Source organism: Azospirillum sp. P4_B5, from assembly GCF_056402275.1.
The window spans coordinates 127,567-149,737 of sequence record NZ_JBFUHT010000002.1 but is presented as its reverse complement, the minus strand read 5'-3'; the positions used below and the strand labels follow the sequence as shown (position 1 = coordinate 149,737).

Annotated in this window: 21 protein-coding genes; 7 read left to right on the top strand and 14 right to left on the bottom strand. The window is 69.5% G+C overall.

The annotated features are described in order from the left end of the window. Nucleotides 1–9: 9 nt before the first annotated feature. The 3 genes from AC1DVI_RS02320 to AC1DVI_RS02310 form a co-directional block, all read right to left on the bottom strand. Nucleotides 10–222, bottom strand: a complete 213-nt coding sequence (locus tag AC1DVI_RS02320; RefSeq protein WP_014240891.1) for a hypothetical protein — start codon at nucleotides 220–222, stop codon at nucleotides 10–12. 68 nt (nucleotides 223–290) lie between these two features. After that, nucleotides 291–1,094 carry an ABC transporter permease gene (locus AC1DVI_RS02315; protein ID WP_476956599.1) on the bottom strand — a complete coding sequence of 268 codons (804 nt, stop codon included), beginning with the start codon at nucleotides 1,092–1,094 and terminating at the stop codon, nucleotides 291–293. 4 nt (nucleotides 1,095–1,098) lie between these two features. After that, a complete protein-coding gene (locus AC1DVI_RS02310; RefSeq protein ID WP_476956598.1) occupies nucleotides 1,099–1,689 on the bottom strand; it encodes an ABC transporter ATP-binding protein in 591 nt (196 codons plus the stop codon). 128 nt (nucleotides 1,690–1,817) lie between these two features. On the opposite strand from AC1DVI_RS02310, the gene AC1DVI_RS02305 reads away from it, so the two are divergent. After that, nucleotides 1,818–3,359 carry an MDR family MFS transporter gene (locus tag AC1DVI_RS02305; RefSeq protein ID WP_149163284.1) on the top strand — a complete coding sequence of 514 codons (1,542 nt, stop codon included), beginning with the start codon at nucleotides 1,818–1,820 and terminating at the stop codon, nucleotides 3,357–3,359. Between the two features lie 23 nt (nucleotides 3,360–3,382). Here the strand turns inward: AC1DVI_RS02305 and AC1DVI_RS02300 are convergent, their stop codons facing one another. The 8 genes from AC1DVI_RS02300 to AC1DVI_RS02265 all read right to left on the bottom strand — a co-directional run bounded on the left by AC1DVI_RS02300 (nucleotide 3,383) and on the right by AC1DVI_RS02265 (nucleotide 13,038). Continuing rightward, a complete protein-coding gene (locus AC1DVI_RS02300) occupies nucleotides 3,383–4,465 on the bottom strand; it encodes an AI-2E family transporter (protein WP_476956597.1) in 1,083 nt (360 codons plus the stop codon). 226 nt (nucleotides 4,466–4,691) lie between these two features. Then, nucleotides 4,692–6,089, bottom strand: coding sequence for a sensor histidine kinase (locus AC1DVI_RS02295; protein WP_476956596.1), 1,398 nt, complete (start codon nucleotides 6,087–6,089; stop codon nucleotides 4,692–4,694). A 45-nt stretch (nucleotides 6,090–6,134) separates the two neighbouring features. Then, nucleotides 6,135–6,812, bottom strand: a complete 678-nt coding sequence (locus AC1DVI_RS02290; RefSeq protein WP_109070631.1) for a winged helix-turn-helix domain-containing protein — start codon at nucleotides 6,810–6,812, stop codon at nucleotides 6,135–6,137. Between the two features lie 190 nt (nucleotides 6,813–7,002). Beyond that, the gene (locus tag AC1DVI_RS02285) at nucleotides 7,003–8,553 is read right to left on the bottom strand and encodes a DegQ family serine endoprotease (RefSeq protein WP_476956595.1); all 1,551 of its coding nucleotides are present in this window, start codon (nucleotides 8,551–8,553) and stop codon (nucleotides 7,003–7,005) included. A 120-nt stretch (nucleotides 8,554–8,673) separates the two neighbouring features. Further along, nucleotides 8,674–9,222 (bottom strand): tetratricopeptide repeat protein, encoded by a 549-nt coding sequence (locus tag AC1DVI_RS02280; protein WP_476956594.1) that lies wholly within the window; start codon nucleotides 9,220–9,222, stop codon nucleotides 8,674–8,676. Nucleotides 9,223–9,418: 196 nt separating this feature from the next. Further along, complete coding sequence (fusA, locus tag AC1DVI_RS02275) at nucleotides 9,419–11,563, bottom strand: elongation factor G (RefSeq protein ID WP_476956593.1); 2,145 nt, start codon at nucleotides 11,561–11,563, stop codon at nucleotides 9,419–9,421. 229 nt (nucleotides 11,564–11,792) lie between these two features. After that, on the bottom strand, nucleotides 11,793–12,140 hold the full coding sequence (locus AC1DVI_RS02270) for a RidA family protein (protein ID WP_014240903.1): 348 nt from the start codon (nucleotides 12,138–12,140) through the stop codon (nucleotides 11,793–11,795). Between the two features lie 112 nt (nucleotides 12,141–12,252). Then, entirely contained in the window at nucleotides 12,253–13,038 is a 786-nt protein-coding gene (locus AC1DVI_RS02265) for a trypsin-like serine peptidase (RefSeq protein ID WP_476956592.1), read from the bottom strand. 45 nt (nucleotides 13,039–13,083) lie between these two features. Here AC1DVI_RS02265 and AC1DVI_RS02260 point away from each other — a divergent pair, with 45 nt between their 5' ends. The 4 genes from AC1DVI_RS02260 (at nucleotide 13,084) to AC1DVI_RS02245 (ending at nucleotide 17,355) form a co-directional block, all read left to right on the top strand. Further along, nucleotides 13,084–15,315 (top strand): type IA DNA topoisomerase, encoded by a 2,232-nt coding sequence (locus tag AC1DVI_RS02260; protein ID WP_476956591.1) that lies wholly within the window; start codon nucleotides 13,084–13,086, stop codon nucleotides 15,313–15,315. Nucleotides 15,316–15,562: 247 nt separating this feature from the next. After that, nucleotides 15,563–16,012 (top strand): hypothetical protein, encoded by a 450-nt coding sequence (locus tag AC1DVI_RS02255; protein ID WP_476956590.1) that lies wholly within the window; start codon nucleotides 15,563–15,565, stop codon nucleotides 16,010–16,012. 70 nt (nucleotides 16,013–16,082) lie between these two features. Next, nucleotides 16,083–16,433, top strand: coding sequence for a hypothetical protein (locus AC1DVI_RS02250; RefSeq protein WP_476956589.1), 351 nt, complete (start codon nucleotides 16,083–16,085; stop codon nucleotides 16,431–16,433). Nucleotides 16,434–16,536: 103 nt separating this feature from the next. Continuing rightward, on the top strand, nucleotides 16,537–17,355 hold the full coding sequence (locus tag AC1DVI_RS02245; RefSeq protein WP_476956588.1) for a hypothetical protein: 819 nt from the start codon (nucleotides 16,537–16,539) through the stop codon (nucleotides 17,353–17,355). Nucleotides 17,356–17,420: 65 nt separating this feature from the next. Here AC1DVI_RS02245 and AC1DVI_RS02240 read toward each other — a convergent pair whose 3' ends face one another. Further along, nucleotides 17,421–20,072: a glycosyltransferase gene (locus tag AC1DVI_RS02240; protein ID WP_476956587.1), complete on the bottom strand. Its 2,652-nt coding sequence runs from the start codon at nucleotides 20,070–20,072 to the stop codon at nucleotides 17,421–17,423. A 193-nt stretch (nucleotides 20,073–20,265) separates the two neighbouring features. On the opposite strand from AC1DVI_RS02240, the gene AC1DVI_RS02235 reads away from it, so the two are divergent. Then, entirely contained in the window at nucleotides 20,266–20,529 is a 264-nt protein-coding gene (locus tag AC1DVI_RS02235; protein ID WP_149163273.1) for a hypothetical protein, read from the top strand. Nucleotides 20,530–20,553: 24 nt separating this feature from the next. Then, nucleotides 20,554–20,775 carry a hypothetical protein gene (locus AC1DVI_RS02230; RefSeq protein WP_476956586.1) on the top strand — a complete coding sequence of 74 codons (222 nt, stop codon included), beginning with the start codon at nucleotides 20,554–20,556 and terminating at the stop codon, nucleotides 20,773–20,775. A 4-nt stretch (nucleotides 20,776–20,779) separates the two neighbouring features. On the opposite strand, the gene AC1DVI_RS02225 is transcribed toward AC1DVI_RS02230, so the two are convergent. Together AC1DVI_RS02225 and AC1DVI_RS02220 are read right to left on the bottom strand one after the other, a co-directional pair. Beyond that, nucleotides 20,780–21,568, bottom strand: a complete 789-nt coding sequence (locus AC1DVI_RS02225) for an endonuclease III domain-containing protein (protein ID WP_476956585.1) — start codon at nucleotides 21,566–21,568, stop codon at nucleotides 20,780–20,782. Beyond that, nucleotides 21,565–22,104: a hypothetical protein gene (locus AC1DVI_RS02220; RefSeq protein ID WP_149163271.1), complete on the bottom strand. Its 540-nt coding sequence runs from the start codon at nucleotides 22,102–22,104 to the stop codon at nucleotides 21,565–21,567. The genes AC1DVI_RS02225 and AC1DVI_RS02220 overlap by 4 nt, the downstream gene beginning before the upstream one ends. Between the last annotated feature and the right edge of the window lie 67 nt (nucleotides 22,105–22,171).

Below are 22,171 nucleotides of genomic sequence, written 5' to 3'. Positions count from 1 at the left end.
TCAGCAGCGTCACGGACGCTCCAAATCCGCCTGGGTGGCGCGCTTCAGGTGGTTCAGCCGCTCTTCGGCCTCATTGCGGGCGTAGGGGCCTTCCACATCCATGCCGAAGCTCACATAGAAGCCGTCGGCCTGGGCGATGTGGGTTCCGACGGGCAGATACTCGTCGGTGGCCTCGTCATTGCCGATGATCGCGCCGTTCCGGATTTCCACGATGTGCGCCATGACCCGCTCCCCCGCCGCCGTTGGTGGATGCCAAACGGGTTCAACGGCGGGGAGCCCGTCGGGGTTCCTTACGCTTGCTTCCGACGCACCAGCCGGTCGAGCCGCAGCCGGTGCCGCCGGTCGCTGAGCCGCCGCACCGTCGCCAGCGACGCCGCCAGGACGCCCAGCCCGGTCGCCCCGGAAATCAGGAACATGATGAGGATCTGGTACTTCACCGCCTCCCCCGGATCGACGCCGGAGAGGATCTGGCCGGTCATCATGCCGGGCAGGGCCACCAGACCCATGGCCGCCATGCTGTTGATCGTCGGCATCAGCGCGGTGCGCAACGCGTGGCGCAGGATGGGTCGCAGGGCCGTCCAGCGGGTGCCGCCGAGCGCGAGCTGCGCCTCGATGGCCGCCCGCTCCCGCGCCGCCGTCGCGGTCAGGGTGTGGAGGGCCAGCCCCACCCCGCTCATCGCGTTGCCCAGGACCATGCCCAGCATCGGAATGGCGTAGCGCGCGTCCCACCAGGGGTCGGGCCGCACCGCGGTGGACAGGCCGAGCAGCAGGACGATCCCCGCCGCCGTCCCCATGGCCCCGGTGCCGATGCCGTAGGACCACCAGCCGGTCAGCCGCCGCTCCTGCCGGGCCATCGTCTCCTGGCCGGCGAACAGCAGCATGACCAGAGCCGCCCCCAGGGTCAGCCAGGGCGACTCCAGGGCGAACAGCCGGGTCAGCACCAGCCCGACCAGCGACAGTTGGACCACCATCCGCAGCGCCGCCACCAGCAGCGGCCGCGCCAGCCCCAGATCCAGCACCATGGACAGGCCGCCGTTGACCAGCAGGAGCAGCGCCGCCACGGCAAGGTCGGTGTAATGCAGGGTCACCAGCATCGCCCTACCCCTCCGTCACCACGCCGTCCGCCACATGCAGATGCCGCTGGGCCAGGCGGCGGGCCTGTTCCGGCGCATGGGTGACGATCAGCAGCCCGGCCCCACGGGCCAGCTCGCCGCGCAGCAGCGCCTCCACCCGCTCCGTCGCCTCGGCGTCCAGCGGACCGGTCGGCTCGTCGAGCAGAAGCACCTCCGGCCCCTGGACCAGCGCGCGGACCAGCGCCAGCCGTTGCCGCTCACCCGTGGACAGGCGGGCGACCGGCCAGTCCATCACCTCCCCCGGCAGGCCCAGCGCACCGGCGAGCGCGGCGGCGCGGTCCGGCTGCGCGAAGTGGGCGCCCACCCGATCCTCCCACCAGCCCGACTCGGCGGCGACGTAGGTCACCCGACGACGCCAGAGCGGCGCGGGCATGTTCTCCCGAAGATCACCGTTCAGCCGCACCTCCCCGGTCGACGGGTCGAGGTCGGCCAGGGCGCGCAACAGCACGGATTTCCCCGACCCGGATTTCCCCCGAACGGCGACGCACTCGCCGGCCTCCATATGGAAACTGGCGGGCTTCAGCACGGTTGTGGACAGGTTGCGCACGCTCAGCATGGCGGATTACGGCGACTATTCCGGAAGGCGGAAGTGGAGATTAGCAGCCATTCATGGCGGAGTCCTTGCGCGGAACGTCTCGGGGGCTATGGTACGCCCCACCGTTCATTCCGGCCCGAACCGAGACCATGACCGACGCTTCCAACGACCACGCCGTCTTCACTCACCGCGAGATCATGCGGGTGTTCAGCGGGGTGGCGCTCGCCATGCTGATGGCGGCGATGGACCAGACCATCGTCGCGACGGCCCTGCCGACCATGGCCCATGACCTGGGAAGCCTGGAGAACCTGCCCTGGGTGGTCACCGCCTATCTGCTGGCCTCGACCTCGACCACGCCGATCTACGGCAAGCTGAGCGACCTCTACGGGCGCAAGCGGGTGCTCCAGGTGGCGATCTTCCTGTTCCTGATCGGGTCGGTGCTGTGCGCGCTGGCGCAAAGCATGGGTCAGCTCATCCTGTTCCGCGGCATCCAGGGGCTGGGCGGCGGCGGCCTGATGGCGCTGGCCTTCACCATCATCGGCGACGTGGTGGCCCCGCGCGAGCGCGGGCGCTACCAGGGCTACATCGGCGGCATCTTCGCCCTGTCCAGCGTGGCCGGGCCGCTGTTGGGCGGCGTCTTCACCGAACAACTGAGCTGGCACTGGATCTTTCTCATCAACCTGCCGCTGGGGGCGGCGGCGCTGCTGATGACCAGCCGGGCGCTCGACCGCCTGCCGGCGGGACGGGCGAAGCCGACCATCGATTATCTCGGGGCCGCTCTGCTGATGGGCACGGTGACCTCGCTGCTGTTCGTGGTGTCGCGCGCCGGGGTGGCCCTGCCCTGGACCTCCCCGACGATCCTCGGGCTGTGCGTCCTGGGCCTCATGATGCTCGGGGTCTTCCTGTGGCACGAGCGGCGGGTGGTGGAGCCGATCCTGCCGCTGCACCTGTTCCGGGAGCCGGTGGTGGCGGTCGCCAACCCGGTGGTGGCGGTGTCGGCCATGGTGCTGTTCGCCGGCATCGTCTATCTGCCCCTGCGCTCGCAGCTCGTCGCCGGGACCAGCGCCACGACATCGGGCTTCCTGTTGCTGCCGATGGTGCTGGGCATGGTGCTGGGCGCGGGCGGCGGCGGGCGGCTGATTTCCAAGTCCGGCCGCTACAAGGTGTTCCCGCTGGCCGGGCTGGCGCTGGCGGCGGTGATGTATCTGGCGCTCGGCCTGTCGCCGACCGTATCGGAAAGCGGGTTGTGGTCCACGCTGATCCTGGTTCCGCTGGGCATCGGGCTGGGGCTGGTCATGCCGGTGATGACGGTCGCCGTGCAGAACGCGGTGGACCGGCGCGACCTGGGTGCGGCCACGGCCTCGGTCGGCTTCTTCCGCTCGCTCGGCGGGTCGGTCGGGGTGGCGGTGTTCGGCGCGGTCTTCGCCGCCGACGTCGAGGCCCGGCTGAACGCCGCCGGTCTGCCCGGCATCAGCGGGCGCGAGGTGATGGAGCGCGGCCCGTCCGCCCTATCCAGCCTGCCCCCCGCCGCCCGCGACGCCGCCCAGTCGGTGTTCGAGCACGGTTTCTCCACGCTGTTCCTGCTGGCCGCCGGGCTGGCGGTGGTGTCCTTCGTGCTGACCCTGTTCCTGAAGGAGCTTCCCCTGCGCTCCGCCGCCGATGCCACCAAGGCCGGGGCGGAGGTGGCCTGAGAGAAGCGGTAGCAAGCCCTTCCTTACGCCTTGTCCTCGCTGGGGAAGTGCCGCCCCTCCCCCAGCTTGTCCTCGATGTAGAGCATGTTGACCAGAACCAGCATGACGACCGCGAAGGGCGTCGCCAGGAACATGCCCATCAGCCCGAACAGCACACCCCCCGCCGCGATGGCGGCGATGGTGATGACGGGGGGCAGGTCCACCACCTTCTTCTGCATCAGGGGCATGACGACGTTGCCCTCGACCTGCTGGATCGCCAGGTAGAGCACCACCACCCACAGCGCGTCCTGCGGCGACTGGGCGAAGGCGATGAGGATCGCCGGGACCGCCGCCAGGAACGGGCCGATCAGCGGAACGAACTCCAGGAGTGCCGCCAGCAGCCCCAACGCCGGAGCGCTCGGGATGCCCAGCAGCAGCAGGCCCGCGGTGGTCAGCACGCCGACGATGACCATGGCCGAGAGCTGCCCGATCAGCCACTTCCACAGCGAGTCGCCCATCACGTCCATCACCTCCCGCGCCCGCTCGTGGCCGCGCGGCGGCACCAGCAGGATGACGCCGCGCTGGTAGACGCCGGGCGAGGCGGCGAGATAGATGGCCGTGAACATCACCACCACCAGATCGCCCAGGAAGAACATCACGCTCGACGCCACCGTCTGCAGCCGGTTCAGCCAGGAGGAGGCGTCCCGCCCCTGTTCCATGATCTGGTCGCGCAAGGAAGCGGGAAGCTGCTGCACGGCCCCGCTGATCTGCTGGGAGAACTGGTCGAACTGGCTGACCACCGACTGGCCCATCAGGACGCCGCCGCCGATCAGCACCACCGCCAGCAGCAGCAGAACCAGGCCGAGCGACCAGCCCTGCGGCAGCCCGGTGAAGCGCCGCACCAGCCCGGCCATGCGCTGGAACAGGATCGCCAGAAGCACGCCGGCGAAGACCAGCAGCAGCGCGTCCGCCACCTGCCAAGCCAGGAACAGCGTCCCCAGCACGCCGGCGGCGATCAGCATCTTCCAGGTGAACAGCTTCAGTTCGGTCGCGGTGTTCCGCCCGGCGGTCGCCGGCTGCCCGGCCTGAATGGGGGCTTGAATGGGGGCCTGTCTGGTCGCGTCCATCGATTCTTCCCGCCGTGTTGCCACCGGCATGCCGGTCCGATGGACAAACGCCGCCCGCAGGAAAGTGTTGCACCGCCACTCCGCTAGCACCTTCGTGCTAATACGCTTATCCGAATGCGCGCGGACGGTTGGCGCCCCATATCATGTCTGACGCCAAGGAGTCATTCTCGCTGATGTCACCTCAAAAGCCCGCCGGCAACGGCGGGCTCTTTTCTTGTGGTGGGCTTCAACCGGCGTCCGGCGGGAAGACGATGCCGACCTTCAGGCCCGGTTCGTTGTCCTCCAGCCGCAGCGACGCGTCGTGCAGCCGCGCCACCGCCTCCACGAGGCTGAGCCCCAGCCCGTTCCCCGGCGAGGCTCGCGCGGCGTCCAGCCGGACGAAGCGCTCCAGCACCTTCTCCCGCATGTCGGCGGGGATGCCGGGACCGTTGTCCGCCACGGTGACGCGGGCGGCCTGTCCCGGCGCGGCGCCCTCCAGCAGCAGCGTGATGCGCCCGCCTTCCGGCGTGTATTTGATCGCGTTGTCCAGCAGGTTCGACACCGCCTGGGCGAGCAGCTGCTCGTTCCCGCGCACGGTCGGCTCCGCCCGGATGTCGGTGACCAGAGTCAAGCCCTTCTCCTCCGCCACCGGCTCGTAGAGGTCGGCGGCCAACCGGACCACGTCGGCCAGCCGCACCGGCTCCAGCGCCTTGCGGTTGGCGCCGGATTCGGCCTCGGCGATGGACAGCAGCGCGGTGAAGGTGGCGAGCAGCCGGTCGGCCTCCAGGATCGTGTCCTGCAGCACGGCGCGGTAGACCTCCGGGTCGTCGGTCTCGCGGATCAGCGCCAGCTCGACGCGGGAGCGCAGGCGCGACAGCGGCGTGCGCAGGTCGTGCGCCACGCTCTCGGTCACCTGCCGCATGCCGGTCATCAGCCGCTCGATCTGGTCCAGCATGGCGTTCAGGTTGCCGGCCAGCCGGTCGATCTCGTCGCCGCCACCGCCGCGCGGCACCCGGCCCGACAGGTCGCCAGCCATGATGCGGTGGGTGGTCCGGTTGATCGCCTCGATCCGGTGCATGGCGCCGCGCGCCAGCAGCAGGCCGCCACCGAGCCCAAGCACCACCGTCACCAGGAAGACCCAGCGCAGCGACACGACCATGCGCCCGCGGAGCTGGTCCAGTTCGCTCATGTCGCGGCCCACCAGCAGGCGGAACTGGCCGGGCAGGACGAAGCTGACCGCCATCGCGGTGGAGGGCCGGTTGTTCACCCCGCCATAGTCCGAAATCTTGAAGTGGGTCCAGCCACCCGGCTCCGGCGTGGCGTCGGGCCAGCCCGACAGGTTGCCGGCCAGGATGACGCCGCCCGGCGTGGTCAGCAGGTAGATGGAGTTGGTGTGCGAATAGCCGCTGCGCTCGCGCACGGAATCGACCAGCCCGCGCAGGCCGGCGCTACGGTACTGGTCCTGAAGCCCGGCGACCTCCAGCGCGATGGTGGCGCCGATCTCCTCCTCCAGGAAGCCCGCGGTGGAGCGGTAGACCACCCCCAGGATCACCCCGACTGAAATGATGAACAGCCCCAGATACAGCAGGGCCAGCCGGAACGGCGTCGTGCGCAGAAGGCGCAGGGTGGGAATGGCCGCCTTCACGCTCCCCGGCCCGCCACCATGGCCGCCGCCATCACCGCGGCACCATCACTGCGGCGCCCGCAGGCTGTAGCCGGCGCCGCGCACCGTGTGGATCAGCGGCGTCGGGAAATCCTTGTCGATCTTCTGGCGCAGGCGGGCGATGTGCACGTCGATGACGTTGGTCTGCGGGTCGAAGTGATAGTCCCACACATTTTCCAGCATCATGGTCCGCGTCACCACGCTGCCGGCGTTGCGCATCAGATACTCCAGCAGGGCGAATTCCCGCGGCAGCAGGTCGATGGACTTGCCGGCCCGCCGGACGGTGCGCGACAGCAGGTCCAGCTCCAGGTCGGCGACCGTCAGCCGGGTCTGCGGCTGGGCGGCGCTGCGGCGGCGCACCAGCACCTCGATCCGGGCGAGCAACTCGGAGAAGGCAAAGGGCTTGGTCAGGTAATCGTCGCCGCCGGCCTTCAGCCCCTTCACCCGGTCATCCACGCTGCCGAGCGCGGAGAGGAACAGCACCGGCGTGTCGTTGCCGGTGGCGCGCAGGATCTCGACCAGCGACAGCCCGTCGCGGCCCGGCAGCATGCGGTCGACGATCATGACGTCGTAATGCTCGGAGCCGGCCAGGAACAGCCCCTCCTTGCCGTCGTTGGCGGCGTCCACGACATGCCCGGCCTCCTTCAGCCCCTTGGCCAGATAGGAGGCGGCCTGCTGGTCGTCTTCGATGACGAGGACTTTCATGAGCATGAGACTACCGCATCCTTCCGACGGTCAAAAGATGAATGCCCTCGCCCCTCAGCGGAGGGGGAGGGCCAAACGGACCGAAGGGAGAGGATGTCCGCGCGGCGGGGGCTCGCACCGCGGACACCCTCCCCCATCACACCGGCCCCTGATCGTTGGAGGCGATGAGGATCGCCGGTGTTTTCCCGAGTCACGCCTTGCCGAGCTTCAGCGGGACGAAACTCTCGTTGCCGCCGCGGTTGACCAGCAGCAGGACCGCCTTGCGGCCATCCTTCTCGGCCTCGTGCAGGCTCTTGGTCACCTCCGCGGGGGAGGTCACGCTGTGGTCGCCGACCTTGACGATCACGTCGCCCGGACGGACGGGCAGATCACCGGCCTGTGGCGACACCGCGGTGACGATCACGCCCTTGACGCCCTCGCCCAGGCCGAGGCGGCTGCGGGCCGCACCATCCAGCGGAGCCAGCTTCAGCCCGTTGACGGTCTCCACCGCGCTCTCGGCGGCTGGGCCGCCCCCCTCGGCGGCGGCCATGCGCTGTTCGGCCGGCAGCGGCGCAATGTGGGCGGTCAGGGTCGTTTCCTTGCCCTTGCGGACCACGGTCATGTTCACCGTGTCGCCGGCCTTGGTGTCGGCCACCCGGCGGGTCAGGTCGCGCAGCGTGTTCACCGGCTTGCCGCCATAGGCCAGGATCACGTCGCCCTGGCGCACGCCGGCCTTGGCGGCGGGGCTGTCCGGAGTCACCTCGGCGACCAGCGCGCCCTTGGGCTGGGACAGGCCGACCGACTCGGCGATCTCCGGCGAGATCTCCTGGATCTTCACGCCCAGCCAGCCGCGCTCGACATGACCGTTCTCCTTGAGCTGGGCGACGACCTGCTTGGCGATGTTGGACGGGATGGCGAAGCCGATGCCGACCGAGCCGCCGTTGGGCGAATAGATGGCGGTGTTGATGCCGATCACCCGGCCATCCAGGGTGAAGGTCGGGCCGCCCGAGTTGCCGCGGTTGATGGCGGCGTCGAGCTGGAGATAATCGTCGTACGGACCGCTGTGGATGTCGCGACCGCGGGCCGAGATGATGCCCTTGGTCACCGTGCCGCCCAGCCCGAACGGGTTGCCGACGGCCATCACCCAGTCGCCGACGCGGGCGGCGTCGCTGTCGCCCCAGTCCAGCGCGGGCAGCGCCTTGTCGGAGGTCACCTTCAGCAGCGCGATGTCGGTCTTGGCGTCGCGGCCGACCAGCGTGGCGGGCAGCTCCGTTCCATCCTGAAGCGTGACCTTGATCTCGTCGGCGCCGTCGATGACGTGGTTGTTGGTCACCACATAGCCGGCCGCGTCGATGATGAAGCCGGAGCCGAGCGAGCCGACCTTGCCGCGCGGCTGGCCTTCGGACTCATCGTCGGGACCGCCGCCTGGGCCGCCGTTTTGGCCGAACTGGTCCTGGAACTGACGGAAGAACTCTTCGAAGGGCGACCCCGGCGGGAAGCCGGGCATGCGCGGGTTGGCGCGCTCGGCCTTGGCCTGCTGGGTGGTGGAGACGTTCACCACGGCGGGCGATACCTTGGCCGCCAGATCGGCGAAGCTGCCCGGCATATTCTGCGTCAGGACGCTTTCGGCGGCCGCGGCGGTCGACTGGTTGGCGATCAGGAACGGACCGGTCAGCACCGTGGTGCCGAGGAGGACGGCGGCGATGGTACGCCGCACCCGGCTCGACCGCGGGACGCGTCCGGCGTTGGCGGGGGTGGACATCGGTTGCTCTCCGTGACTGGCATGCGTTGTTCGTTGCCCCCAAAGTAGCGGGCGCCGAGTCACGGGGGGCTTGCGGGCGGATTAAAAGTTTTTCAGGGAGGGACTATAAATCCGCGTCTCTTACAGCGCCGATCCGGCGATGCGCAGACGAATGGTCGCGGCCTGCTGGCGAACGCGGTCGAGGTGCGGGTTGATGGCCAGGGCGGCGTCGAAGGCGCGCAGCGCGCCCGCCGGCTGGTCGATGGCGAGGTAGACGAGGCCCAGCCCCGCCAGCGCCCCGAAATGCCGCGGTTCCAGCGCCAGCACGCGGCGGATGTCGCGCACCGCGGCGTCGTAATCCCCCAGCATGTACTCGGCGTTGGCCCGCTTGTTCCAGCCCTCGGCGTAGGTCGGGTCGGCGGCGACCACCTGATCGAAGGCGGCCAGCGCGTCGCCGTAGCGGTCGGCGTTCAGGCTCTGCACGCCATGGTGCATCAGCACGATCAGGTCGTCGCTGGGATGCTCCAGCCAGACGTCCCAGATGCGGTCCTCGACCGCCTCCGCCGCGACCGCATCGCCGGCGGCCTGCAGGTCCTGGAACAGTCCACCGAGTCGCGCGTCCTCCTGCCCTGCCCAAGCCCGCGAGCCGGGGCCGGAAGCGCCGAGGAGCAGAAGGGCCACGACGGCCACGGGCAAGAAGATTCGCTGGGTCATTCCCAAAAACTGGGATGCGTCACTTACCAGCAACACTGATCCGAAAGTGGTATCGCCGCAAGAAGAATCCCTCATCCCGCCGGGGTGGTCACGGCAAAGTTCCCGCCGGACAAAGAAAAAGGGCCGGCGAATCGCTTCGCCGACCCCTTCCCCTGAAAGCAGCAGCCCGTTATCAGGCGGCCTTGTTGCTGCGGCCCGCCACGATCTCGTCGGTGACGTTGCGCGGCACCGGCTCGTAGTGGCTGAACTCCATCGAGTAGGACGCGCGGCCCGAGGTCATGCCGCGGAGCTGGCCGATGTAGCCGAACATCTCGTTCAGCGGCACGTGGGCCTCGACGGCGATGTTGGTGCCACGCTCGAGCTGGCCCAGCACCGTGCCGCGGCGGCGGTTCACGTCGCCGATGACGTCGCCCAGGTAATCGTCCGGGGTGACGACCTCGACCTTCATGACCGGCTCCAGCAGGATCGGGCCGGCCTGCTTGAGGGCTTCACGGAAGCAGGCCTTGGCGGCGATTTCGAACGTCAGGGCGTTCGAGTCGACGTCGTGGTACTTGCCGTCCACCAGGCGGGCGCGGAAGTCCACAGTCGGATAGGAGGCGAGCACGCCCTCTTCCTTCTGCATTTCCAGGCCCTTCGCGACCGACGGGACGTATTCGCGCGGCACCGTGCCACCGACCGTCTCGTCCTTGAACACGAAGCCCTCGCCACGCTCCAGCGGCTCGAAGACGATCTTGACTTCGGCGAACTGGCCCGAACCGCCGGTCTGCTTCTTGTGGGTGTAGGTGTACTCGACCGGCTTGGTGATCGTCTCACGGTAGGCGACCTGGGGCTTGCCCATGTTGCCTTCCACGCCGAACTCCGTGCGCAGACGGTCCAGCGTCACTTCCAGGTGCAGCTCGCCCATGCCACGCAGGATGGTCTGACCGGTTTCACGGTCGGTCTCCAGACGCAGCGACGGATCCGCGCGGACCATCTTGCCGAGCGCGATGGAGAACTTCTCCTGCTCGCCCTTGGTCTTCGGTTCGACCGAGACGCTGATGACGGGGTCGGGGAAGCGCATGCGCTCCAGGATCACCGGGTGGGCGGCGTCGCACAGCGTGTCACCGGTGTCCGTCTCCTGCAGGGAGACGAGCGCGATGATGTCGCCGGCGCGGGCTTCCTCGATCGGGTTGGCCTGGGCGGCGAACATCTCGACCATGCGGCCGATCTTCTCGCGCTTGCCGCGGGTGGTGTTCAGGACCGACATGCCCTTGGTCAGCACGCCCGAATAGACGCGCACGAAGGTCAGCGAGCCGTAGGTGTCGTTCAACACCTTGAAGGCCAGCGCCGCGAAGGGCGCCTCGTCGGAGCTGAGACGCTCGCCGTTCGGGTTGCCGTCCTCGTCCACCGTCTTGATGGCCTCGACGTCGGTCGGGGCCGGCAGCAGGTCGACGACCGCGTCCAGAACCTGGCAGACGCCCTTGTTCTTGTAGGACGAGCCGCAGAGAACCGGGGTGAAGGTGCTGGTGATGGTGCCCTTGCGCAGGCAGGCGCGCAGCACGTCCGGCGACGGCTCCTCACCCGACTCCAGGTAGGCTTCCATCGCCACTTCGTCCATCTCCAGCGCGGTGTCCACCAGTTCGGTGCGCAGCGACGGGATGAGGTCGATGTTGTCGAGGTCTTCCTTGACGGTCAGGTTCAGCTTGCTCGCCAGATCGTCGGTGACGTCCCAGATCTCCCACTTGGCGTCCTTGTCGTCCGAGAACCAGACGTACGCCTTCATCTCGATCAGGTCGACCATGCCGCGGAAGTTGTCTTCCGAGCCCAGCGGAACCTGGATGCAGACCGGGCGGGCGTTCAGGCGGCTCTTGATCATGCCGACGCAACGCTGGAAGTTCGCACCCGAACGATCCATCTTGTTGACGTAGCAGATGCGCGGGACGTTGTAGTTGTCCGCGAGGCGCCAGTTGGTCTCGGACTGCGGCTCCACGCCGGCCACGCCGTCGAACACGACGACCGCGCCGTCGAGCACGCGGAGCGAGCGGTTCACCTCGATGGTGAAGTCCACGTGGCCCGGGGTGTCGATGACGTTGATCTTCTTGCCGCGCCAGAAGGTCGAGACGGCAGCCGACTGAATCGTGATGCCGCGCTTCTGCTCCTGCTCCATGTAGTCGGTCGTGGTCGAGGACTTCAGGTCCTTCGTCTCGTGCACGTCGATGATCGTGTGCTTACGACCGGTGTAGTACAGGATGCGCTCGGTGGTCGTCGTCTTGCCGGCATCGACGTGGGCGATGATGCCGATGTTCCGGATGTCAGAAAGAGGCGTTTGGCGCGGCATGTTGCGAATCCATTACTGTAACGCAGCTATCGAAGCGCAACGACGGTCGTCCGCTCCGGCGGCAGAGGTTGGTCGGGGTTTTACGGATGATCTGTTAAGGCGTGATTAACGTTCTGTAAATCCGGAAGGTCAAGCCTTCCGGATTTTTTCGAAGCACGCGGCCCTCACAGTCTGGTGGGCCACGCCGGCAAACCCCAACCGAGGGAGCCGGGTCGCCCCGTTACGCAGCTTATTTGGCCGCCGTCACCTGAATTTCAACGAGATACTCCGGCGCGGCGAGCTTCGCTTCCACGGTGGCGCGGGCGGGCGGGTTGGCCGTATCGACCCAGGCTTCCCACGCCTTGTTCATCGCGCCGAAGGTGGACATGTCCGTCAGATAGATGGTGGCGGACAGCAGCTTGCTCTTGTCGGAGCCGCCCTCGGCCAGCAGGGCGTCGATCTGGCCCAGGATCTGGCGGGTCTGCGTCTCCACGTCCGGAGTCGGATCGTTGGCCACCTGGCCGGCCAGATAGACCGTGTCCTTGTGGATGACCATCTGGCTCATGCGCGGTCCGGAATGGAAGCGCTGGATCGACATCGGTACGGCTCCGGTTACGGGGTCTTGAACGCGCGTACGTCTATGCGATTCACGTCCAACGGCCTAGCAAAAAATGAGGCGCCACCGCTCAAAGCTGCCCCGCGCCCGTGCATCACCGCAAAGAAGGCGTATTTCCCTCCACCGCGGCCACGAAAGCGGCGCTCGGCACGGCGATGTTGCGGGGATTGGGGCCGCTGACCGCGGCCACCGCGATGCCGGCGACCGCCCAGCCCTCCCCCGCCCCATCCGCGCCCCCATCCACGCTGGGCACGCGCACCAGCAGCGCCGCCCCGCTCACCCCGCGCGTCCCGTCGCAGTCGTGGACCAGCAGCGGCCCGCGGTCGGTGTCGTTGATGCCGCGCGCGGCGCAGCCGGTGTCGGCGGTGACGAGGTGCGCCCGGTCCTGGCTGTAGCCGCCCAGCATCAGCGGCGTGCCGGCGTCCGGTGGGACCCGGGCGAGCGGCAGCGGCGGCATGCCCTCCGGCGCGTCACCGTCCAGCGTCAGCACCGCCCAGTCGCCGACCAGCCCGTCGAGCCGCCTCTCCTTGTCGTAAGGGCCGCCGGTCTCCAGCGCGGCGACGGCGCGGTGCTGCCGGTACTCCCCGCGCTCGTAGCCGAACAGGACGTGCAGGGAGGAGGCCGGCAGGAAGCGCTGCGCCCGGTTCAGCAGGCAATGGGCGGCGGTGACCACCCGGCGCGGCGCCACCAGCACGCCGGTGCAGCGCGCGCCCAGATTGCTCTGCACCTTGACGAGGCTGTTCCACGGCGCGTGGCTGGCGTCCACCACCACCCGCCGGTCCTTCGCCCCGATCCCCGGCAGCAGCGGGTTCTGCGCCGCCGCCGGAAGGGCGACGGCGAGAAGCGGCGCGGCGATCAGGAGTCCGCGCAGGACAGCCATCATGTGTTCTTGATACGTTTTCATTTTCGTCTTACCATGGCGGCCATGGCCACGCTCATCATCACGGAAAAATCCAGTCAGGCAAAGGACCTGCGTGCCGCGCTGGGGGATCGCTACGGGCGCATCCTGCCGGCCGAGGGGCACCTGCTGCGGCTGGCCGAACCGGACGAGGTCAACCCGGACTGGAAGCGCTGGGCGCCCACCCTGCTGAAGCCCGACGGACTCTACCCGACCCGGCCGGACAGCGGCGGTAACAAAACGGCGAAGCTGGCGGCCATCAAGGCGGCGCTGAAGGGCTGCGACCAAGTCATCCTCGCCACCGACTGCGACCGCGAGGGGCAGCTGATCGGCCAGGAGATCCTGGAGCATCTGGGCTTCCGCGGGCGGGTGCAGCGCGCCCTGTTCACCGCCCAGGACCCCAAGACGATCCGCGACGCCTTCGCCAAGCTGAAGCCGAACACCGAGCTTCGCCCGCTCTACGAGGCGGCGGTGGCGCGCCAGCAGGCCGACCAGATCTTCAACCTCTCCCTGACCCGCACGGCGACCAAGACGCTGCTGGCGCCGGGAACCCGCGGGGTGATCGGCATCGGGCGGGTGAAGACGCCGACCCTGTCCATCGTCTGCCTGCGCGAGCTGGAGATCCGCAACTTCAAGCCGGAGGATTATTTCGAGGTGGTGGCGACGGCCACCGCCGCGGGGGGCTCCTTCCTGATGCGCCACGCCCCGCCACCGAAGGACCGCATCAAGGACCGCGCCCGCGCCGAGGCCATCGCCCGCGCCGCCGACGGCCATGGCGGGCCGCTGTCGGTGACGGTGGAGGACCGGCGGCAGGCCCCGCCGAAGCTCTATGACCTGCCCGCTCTGCAGAAGACCTGCGGCCAGCGCTGGGGCTGGACCGCCGACCGCACGCTGGAGGTCGCGCAGGAGCTTTACGACGGCGAGGGCAAGAAACTCATCACCTACCCGCGCGCCGAGGCACGCCACCTGTCGGAGAACCAGATCGCCGACGTGCCGGCGATCACCGGGGCGCTGACCCGGCTGCGCGGCTTCGCCCATCTCGACCTGTCCCGCCCAGTGATCCGCCGCGGCAAGTCCGGCCATTTCTGCGACAAGGCGCTGGAGGGCGTGTCGCACCACGCCATCGTGCCCAACGTCAACGTGCTCGACGATCTGGAAAGCCGGCTGAACCGCCTGACCGACGACGAGAAGCGGCTCTATGCGCTGATCTGCCGCTCCTACCTCGCCGCCGTCATGCCCGACTACGAGTATCGGCAGACCACGGTGCTGATGAACGTGCCCGTCGAGGGAAAACCGGTGGTCTTCCGGGCGGTCGGGCGCATCCCCCTGAAGCTTGGCTGGAAGGCAGCCTTCGGCTCCGCCGAGACGGACGGCAAGCCCGACGAGAAGGAGGAGGAGCAGACCCTCCCCCCTCTGGCCGACGGCGAACCCGCCCGCCTGTCCGAGCCCCGGGTCGAGGCCAAGCGGACCCAGGCACCGCCGCGCTACAACGAGGGCACGCTGGTTGATGCCATGCAGAACGCCTGGCGCTTCGTCGAGGACCCGGCGCTGCGCGACCGGCTGAAGGAGGCCAAGGGCATCGGCACCCCGGCCACCCGCGCTGAGATCATCAAGGGCCTGCGGCGGCAGAATCTGCTGGGCGCCGACGGCAAGTGGCTGGTGCCCACCCCCGCCGGGCTGCAACTGTTCGAGACCCTGCGCGGCGCCGCCCCCACCCTGGTCGATCCCGGCACCACCGCCCTGTGGGAAATGCGGCTGGACGAGGTGGTCGTCGGACGCGCGGATTTCCGCAACGTCATCGACGGCATCGCCGACGAGGCCGGGCGGCTGATCGGCGTGCTGGTCGGCAACCGAGGACCGGCGGTGGATCTCGGCGTGCGCGGCGGGCCGGTTAGAGCTGGTCGTGGCGCCGGGCGCCGTCGCTCCACGAGCCCGCGCCCCGCCGGTGCCGCACCACGCACGCGCAGCCGCAAGACGGCGGTCGCCGCGGCCGGTATGGACGGCGAAGCGCCGAAGACGCCCCGGCGCAGCCGCAAGGCGAAGGCCGCGCCGGAGGTCTCCGACTCGATTGCTCCGGTCGCCGACGCCGCCCTGCCGCCGCCCGCCGCACCGTCGAGCGGCGCGCGGCGCAAGGCACCGACCGACAAGATGGTCGCCTTCGCCCGCAGCCTCGCCGACCGCAAGGGCGTCGATTTGCCGGACGCCGTACTCCAGGACTTCGATTCCTGCCGTCAGTTCCTGGACCAACACGCGCGCTGAGCGCCGACTCGCCCCCTCCCCAACCCTCCCCCGCTTCGCAGGAGAGGGAGATTTCTGCAAAGCGGCGGCAGTTCCCTCCCCTGCGTCAGCGGGGGAGGGCTAGGGAGGGGGCAATGGTTTCCAATCCACCCAACAATCAAGCCCCGACTGTGGCCCAGGCCACAGCGGCGGGGGCGGCGTCCGCCTACCCTCTCCTCCACGGACATCGAGCCACACACGGCCCCACACCCCGGAGGAGACCCAGCCCATGCGCCGCCTGACCCTGATCGCCGCCGCTGCCGCCACGCTGCTCGCCGCCCCCCACGCCTTCGCCAACGACCTCAAGACCGGCGGCATGCCGGTCAACCCGATGATGATGCAGCCGGGCTTCGGCAGCCCCTTCGCCGCAGCGCCCTCCCTCTCCAGCACCAACGTCGGCGTCGCGACGAACCTCGCCGCGGGAATCGGCAACAAGGCCAAGCAGAACGTCTTCACCATGCAGCAGGGCACCGGCGGGTCGCTGGTGAACACCAACGTCGGCGTCGCCACCAACGTCGCCGCCGGCATCGGCAACAAGGCCAAGCAGAACGTCACCGGAGTCACCTTCGGCTTCGGCAAGGGCGGCCTGCTCGACACCAACGTCGGGGTGACGACCAACGTCGGCGCCGGCATCGGCAACACCGCCGGGCAGAATCTGTTCGGTTTCAAGGCCCAGTGATCCACCCATCCGGCGCCGCCGATCCATCCGGCGGCGCCCCTTTCGGATTCCTCATTGGAGGACTGCCGTCATGCTCCGCTTCGCCCTGCCGGTCTTCGGTGCGCTCGCCGCCATCCTGGCCCTGGCCGGAACCCCGCAGACCGCCGCCGCCGAGAATCTCGCCTGTCAGACGGTCAATGGAAAAACGGTGTGCAGCCGCGGCTCGGGCTCTCTGTCGTGCCAGACGGTCAACGACCGGACGACCTGCGTGACCGGGCCGGGCGCGCTGACCTGCGAAACCGTCAACGGCCACACGGCCTGCCGGCGCGGCCCGTCGCAGCCCGACTTGAAGCCGATGCCCATGCCGCCGATGCCCCCGCAGGCCGCGCCGATGCCGGACCATCCCTTCGGCAAAAACTTCCCTTTTGAGGAAGAGGTGTAAAGCCCGGCGGCGCAAAAAACGCCACTTGTGGCCCGTCTCACAGCGGCTCCCCGGTCGGCCGCCCTAGGATCAGCGCACACCGCCGAACAGAGGAGCCCCCGCCATGATCCGCATCCGCCGCTTCGCGCCGCTGCTGTCCGGCCTCGCCGCCCTGGCGCTGCTGGGCGGAACCGCCGCCGCCCAGGATGCCGGCGGCTTCTCCGTCAACCCGCAGCTGGGTGCGGCGGTCGGCATGTCGATGGGGATGGGCATGGGGATGCCCCCGCTGCTGCCCCGCCAGCCCGTCTTCGTCAACGCCGCCCAGCGCGGCGCGCCTCCGGGGGCGACGGTGACCAACCCCAACGTCAGCCGGCAGGCCAAGCATCAGCAGGCCATCGCCAAGATCCGCGGCGACGCCGGCTTCCTGGGCGGCTTCAACAAGGGTCAGGCGCTGGCCGCCAGCCGCCAGCCGCCGCCGGAACCCATCGTGCCGAACTTCACCTTCATCGACGCGCCCTTCATCGTGAACAACTTCGACAGCTCGCTGGCCCTGTCCTTCGGCGACAGCAACGTGACGGAACAGTTCATCTTCCAGGGTGCGGACGGGTCGACCGGCGGCGGAGGGGGCACAGAACAGGCCGGCGTCCCCTCTCCCGCGAGCCAGACGCCCGCCCCGGTGCAGGCCCCGCCACCGGTGCAGGCCAAAGCACCCACGCCCAAACCGCAGCCGGGCGTGATCACCGGCAACGGCGGCCCGCCGCCCGAGGGCTTCTTCGACCCGGTGATGAGCAACTTCGGCCCGCTGCCGCATCTGCCCGCGGCGTTGGCCAGCGGCGGTATCCAGTTCAACAACGTCGGAAGCGCCTTCAACGCCGCCATCGGACAGGGCAACCTCGCCACCCAGCAGATCACCAGCATCCAGGGCAAGAAGGGCAAGCGCTGAACCACCGGAAAAGAAAAGCCCCCTTGCCGGCGGCAAGGGGGCTTTCTCCGTTCAGGGTTGCGCGGTTACGCGGCGACCGGCTCGTTGGCGGTCTTGGCCTGGGTGGCGGCGGGCTGGACCACGCCCTGCGGGGCGGGCAGCGGCGCCGGGCGCGGGGTGCCGGCGGGCAGCATATCGCCGATCGCGAGGCCCACGGCCATCAGGTTGGGCACGGCCATCGCGGTCAGCAGGATCGCCCACAGCTCCAGCGACAGGGTGCCCAGCGGGTTGGCGAACCACGCGGTCACCGCGGAGACCAGCAGCGCACCCGACAGCCAGGCTTCCGGCTTTGCGCAGAAGGCCCCCTGGGTCCGCTTGCCGCCCTTGGCGGTGACGCGGAAGGCGTCGCGCTTGCGGACCACGCCGCGGAGCGCGGCCAGCGCCACCGTGGTCGACAGCGCCATGCCGACGGCGCAGGCCCCGAAGCTCTCCTTCCACGAGTTGCCGGAGGCGTAGCGCGACGCCAGCAGGCTCGACCCGGCGCGCAGGACCAGGGCGCCCAGCACCGCGGCGGTGGCCTGGACCGGCGGCAGGTGCAGCGGCAGGACCAGCGAGGCGAAGGTCCAGGTGACCGCCGCACCGGCGGCCAGCACGCCCACCGCGTCGGACCACCAGCGCGCCCAGTTGGTCAGGTAGCCGATCTTCTGGCCGACCGTCAGCTCCGTGGCGCCGGGCAGGAACTTCCGCCAGTGGGCGCGCAGGATCTGGGTGGAGCCGAAGACCCAGCGGTCGCGCTGCTTGCGGAACTGCATGAAGTTGTCGGGGGCGAGGCCCTGGCCCAGACGCTCGTCCGTGTAGGCGGCGCGGTAGCCGGCCGACAGGATGCGGATGCCCAGCTCCGTATCCTCGCAGATGCCCTCTTCCGACCAGCCGCCGACCTGTTCCATGGCGGAGCGGCGCAGCATGATCATCGTGCCGTGGCAGACGAAGGCCTGGGAGGTCAGACCCTCCTGCATGCCGACGTCGAAGAAGGGGCGGTACTCGGCGGTCATGGCGGCCTTCAGCGGCGTCTCATGGCCGTCGCGGTGCTCCTGCGGGGCCTGGACGATGCCGACGCGCGGGTCGGCGAAGGTCGGGGCCAGCTTGTTCAGCCAGTCCGGTTCCACCGTGTAGTCGGCGTCGAGCACGGCGACGATCTCGGCGCGCGGGTCGGTGTGGCGCAGCGCGGCGTTCAGCGCGCCGGCCTTGAAGCCGCTGATCTGCTTGTACCAGTGGAACTTGAACTTCGGACCCAGCTCGGCGCACAGCTCCTCGACCGGGCGGACCAGCGCCTCGTCCTCGGTGTTGTTGATGAGGACGACGACCTCGTAGTCCGGGTAGTCGACGCGGGCCAGCGAGGTCAGCGTGGCGGCCAGCACGTCCGGCTGCTCGCGGCAGGCGGCGATGTGCACCGACACCATCGGCTTGTGCTCCGGCACCGCGGGAACCCGCGGCAGCAGGGCCGGGGCGCGGCCGGTGAACAGGCGGCGGGCCACCTCGGTCAGGTCGGCGAAGGCCACCGACATCATCAGCGCGCCCAGCAGGAAGGCGGAGCCCCAGGTGGTCGCGGCGCCGAAGGTGAAGTATTCGGCGTAGGCGCCGGCGACGGCCGAGCCGACGCCGAAGCCGACGATGTTGGCACCCACCGACGCGGCCAGCGCGTAGGTCATGTTGGTGCGGCGGCGGAAGGCGGCGAAGGCCGACAGGGCGAGGCCGAGGGCCAGCGCCACGGCGGCGCCCGCACGGTCGCCCCAGGGGGCCGGGACGTCGCCGGCCAGCGGCCATTTCGGCGCGCGGTCGGCGTCGAGCACGCCCCAGGTCGGGCCCGGCGAGCCCTCGATGCTCGATTTCCACACGCCGTCGAACGCCTCGACCACGTTGTAGTCGATGCCGAGCATCCCCGCCTCGGCGGCGAAGTTGCGGACGACGAAGGCCTGGGCCTGCGGCGTCGGGTAGGCGTCGTGGAAATTCTCGCCGCCCGACGGCCAGCCCACCTCGCCCACGAACAGCGGCTTGCCCGGATGCGCCTTGCGCACGGTGTCCAGCCGGTCGCGGATCCAGGTCAGCGCGTTCTCCACGGGCACGCCTTCCCAGTAGGGCAGGACGTGGACGCCCATGTAATCCGACGCCGCGATGGTCTCCTTGGCCTTGACGATCTCCGACCACACGTCGGCGGTGCCGACCTTGATGTGCTTCGGCACGCCGGCGCGGACGCGGCGGATGTAGGAGGCCAGTTCCGCGTCGGTCAGTTCGGCGCGCAGCAGCGTCTCGTTGCCGACCACGACGCGCTCGATGCCGCGCACGGTGCGGGACAGCACGATGGCGCGGGCGACCTCGCGCTCGTTGCGGGCCTTGTCGTCGCTCAGCCAGACGCCCAGCGTGACGTCCAGGCCATGCTTGGCGGCGATGGCCGGCACGTCGCCCTGGGAGCCCAGCGTGGAGTAGGTGCGCACACCGTCGGCGAAGCCGGCGATGGCGGTCATGTCCCGGTCCAATTCCACCGCATCGACCACCGGCTGGTGGTTCGGGTCGTAGCTGCGGCCCGAGGGGGAGTAGGAGACGGATTCGATGCGACCCGGCACGGCGTCCACAGGAGTGGGCGCGTTGCGCCAGGACCAGAAGGACGCGTGGCCGGCAGTCACGGCGAGCATCGCCGCGGCCAAGGCCGCAGACCGGATCGAACGCTTCGGGTTGCTCATGTGGGGATTTCGCAAGCCTGGGTGGGATGGGTGGCGGGCGCCACCGGACACACAGACGAACGTGCGCTGCAAAAAACTATTCCCGCACCCGCGTCGATTTTTTTCTCCGTCCACCGCCGGGGTTACCAAATCGGGAACGGCGACCGCCCCGCTCCTGTTGGCTTCACCAACCGCAACGACGGGAGACGACGAAATGACCGGCAAAAAGGTCGATGTGACCGCGCTGGAGGAAACGATGGACGAGGTGGTCGAAACCCTCGACCTCGCCGAGCAGGCCGCCGGCTATGTCCGGAAGGAGAGCACCGATCCCATGGACCAAGCCCGCGCCGCCGCGGTGCAGAAGCAGGCCGAAGCCATGCTCGACGCCGCCGAACAGGCCGCAGCGGGGGACCGTCCGCAGCGCAGCAACCCCTCCCCCCTGCCGGGCATGCGGCGCCCGCCCTCCCTCATCAATTGACGATCATTCGGCAAGGAGACATTCATGGTAGGCAAGCATGAACAGAGCCCCGAACACCGCAAAGCCCACGATCTCGCTGAAGAGGCCATAGAGACGGCGGCCGAGGGCGATACGCGCAAGGCCAAGGGCTTGGCGGACGAAGCCAAAGCCATCGACCCGAAGATCGACCGGGAGATCGCGCGCGAATTGGAAGATGACCGCCGTCAGGCGGAAAACTACAAGGGGAAGGCGGGCAAAGCCCCCTGACTCCTTATTCCCGGCTTTCCTGGGGCGGTGGCCCACCCACCATCCGCCCCTGCCCCTCCGGGCACAAATCCAGCAACGCGCAGCGCTCACAGGCCGGGGTGCGGTGGAAGCAGACCCGCTGGCCGTGCAGCATCATCACCTCGTGGTGGTCGTAGATCTGCTGGGCCGTCCAGTCTGGGGGCAACCGCGCCTCCAAAATGGAGTGCGACGGGCCGACCGCCATGCTGGCCGGGATCAGCCCGGTGCGCACCGCGACGCGGTGATGGTGGCTGTCCACCGGCAAAGCGGGACGGCGCAGGCTGCTGAAGCTCATCACCGCGGCGCTGGTCTTCGGGCCCACGCCGGGAAGCGTCTGCAGCCAGGCCCGCGCCTCCGGCACCGGCATCTCCGCCAGGAAATCCAGGGAGAGTTCGCCGCGCAACTCGGTGATCCGCCGGAGGATCGCCTGAATGCGCGGCGCCTTCTGCTCCGGCCATGTCACCCCGGCGATGACCGTCTCGACCCCCGCCGGGTCGGCGTCGCGGACGGCCGCCCAATCCTCCCCCCAGCGCGCCCGCAAGGCGCGGAAGGCCGCGCCGGACGCCGCGTTGCGCGTGCGGTGCGACAGCAGCGAGGACACCAGTTCACTGAGCGGATCGAGCGCACGGAAATAGGCGATCGGACAGCCGAAGATCAGGCAGAGCCGACGATGAATCTCCAGCAGCTTCTCGTCCGGCAAAGCTGAGGGAACTGAAGTTGGGGGCGACAGCGCGAAGGACGCCTGCTCGTCACTGGCCTTGAGGCGGCGCCTCACGGGGCCGTCACACCGCCGGACCGGCCGCCCTCCGGAAGCATCAACCCCTCGTCGGCCGCCATGGCGCGGGCGCGGGGGTCAGCCTGCACGGCGCGGGCGGTGCTGCGGGCGCGCTCCTGGACCCGACGGAAGGCGCGGAGCAGGGCCTGGGCCTCCGCCCGCTCCTGCGCGTCGCGCCGCGACTCCGCCGCTTCCGACGCGGCGATCTTGCCGGCGGTGGAGCGCTGAGTCTCGCTGTAGCCGAACAGGCCGGGCTCCCAGCGCTTGAGGTTGGCGTAGGCCAGGGCGCGGGCGTTTGCGTCCAGCCCCTGCCCCTCCTCCCACGCGGCGCGGGCGGCGTGCAACTCGTCGGCCAGCACCCGCTGGGGCGGGCGCGGTGGTGGTGGTGGCGGCTGGTGCAGCCGGGTGCGCGCCGCCCTCAGGGCGGCCACGCGGTCCGGATCGTCACGCCAACGACGGGCGTCCGCGGCGGCGTCGCGCCACGCGCCGATGAGCCGTTCCGGATCGGGCGCGGTGTCCCGCTTCGTCGATGCCATGGCCCTCCCCGCTGCAAGGGAAACGAACGCAGTGCTTTCGTCCTCAAGGATCTATGCCACGGGCGGG

Excerpts from the sequence above, each read along its gene's own strand:
- AC1DVI_RS02240 (WP_476956587.1), bottom strand. The coding sequence starts at position 20,072 with ATGAGCAACCCGAAGCGTTCGATCCGGTCTGCGGCCTTGGCCGCGGCG.
- AC1DVI_RS02235 (WP_149163273.1), top strand. The coding sequence starts at position 20,266 with ATGACCGGCAAAAAGGTCGATGTGACCGCGCTGGAGGAAACGATGGAC.
- AC1DVI_RS02230 (WP_476956586.1), top strand. The coding sequence starts at position 20,554 with ATGGTAGGCAAGCATGAACAGAGCCCCGAACACCGCAAAGCCCACGAT.
- AC1DVI_RS02220 (WP_149163271.1), bottom strand. The coding sequence starts at position 22,104 with ATGGCATCGACGAAGCGGGACACCGCGCCCGATCCGGAACGGCTCATC.
- AC1DVI_RS02315 (WP_476956599.1), bottom strand. The coding sequence starts at position 1,094 with ATGCTGGTGACCCTGCATTACACCGACCTTGCCGTGGCGGCGCTGCTC.
- AC1DVI_RS02310 (WP_476956598.1), bottom strand. The coding sequence starts at position 1,689 with ATGCTGAGCGTGCGCAACCTGTCCACAACCGTGCTGAAGCCCGCCAGT.
- AC1DVI_RS02245 (WP_476956588.1), top strand. The coding sequence starts at position 16,537 with ATGATCCGCATCCGCCGCTTCGCGCCGCTGCTGTCCGGCCTCGCCGCC.
- AC1DVI_RS02300 (WP_476956597.1), bottom strand. The coding sequence starts at position 4,465 with ATGGACGCGACCAGACAGGCCCCCATTCAAGCCCCCATTCAGGCCGGG.
- AC1DVI_RS02255 (WP_476956590.1), top strand. The coding sequence starts at position 15,563 with ATGCGCCGCCTGACCCTGATCGCCGCCGCTGCCGCCACGCTGCTCGCC.
- fusA (WP_476956593.1), bottom strand. The coding sequence starts at position 11,563 with ATGCCGCGCCAAACGCCTCTTTCTGACATCCGGAACATCGGCATCATC.
- AC1DVI_RS02265 (WP_476956592.1), bottom strand. The coding sequence starts at position 13,038 with ATGGCTGTCCTGCGCGGACTCCTGATCGCCGCGCCGCTTCTCGCCGTC.
- AC1DVI_RS02250 (WP_476956589.1), top strand. The coding sequence starts at position 16,083 with ATGCTCCGCTTCGCCCTGCCGGTCTTCGGTGCGCTCGCCGCCATCCTG.
- AC1DVI_RS02260 (WP_476956591.1), top strand. The coding sequence starts at position 13,084 with ATGGCCACGCTCATCATCACGGAAAAATCCAGTCAGGCAAAGGACCTG.
- AC1DVI_RS02270 (WP_014240903.1), bottom strand. The coding sequence starts at position 12,140 with ATGTCGATCCAGCGCTTCCATTCCGGACCGCGCATGAGCCAGATGGTC.
- AC1DVI_RS02320 (WP_014240891.1), bottom strand. The coding sequence starts at position 222 with ATGGCGCACATCGTGGAAATCCGGAACGGCGCGATCATCGGCAATGAC.
- AC1DVI_RS02305 (WP_149163284.1), top strand. The coding sequence starts at position 1,818 with ATGACCGACGCTTCCAACGACCACGCCGTCTTCACTCACCGCGAGATC.
- AC1DVI_RS02290 (WP_109070631.1), bottom strand. The coding sequence starts at position 6,812 with ATGAAAGTCCTCGTCATCGAAGACGACCAGCAGGCCGCCTCCTATCTG.
- AC1DVI_RS02285 (WP_476956595.1), bottom strand. The coding sequence starts at position 8,553 with ATGTCCACCCCCGCCAACGCCGGACGCGTCCCGCGGTCGAGCCGGGTG.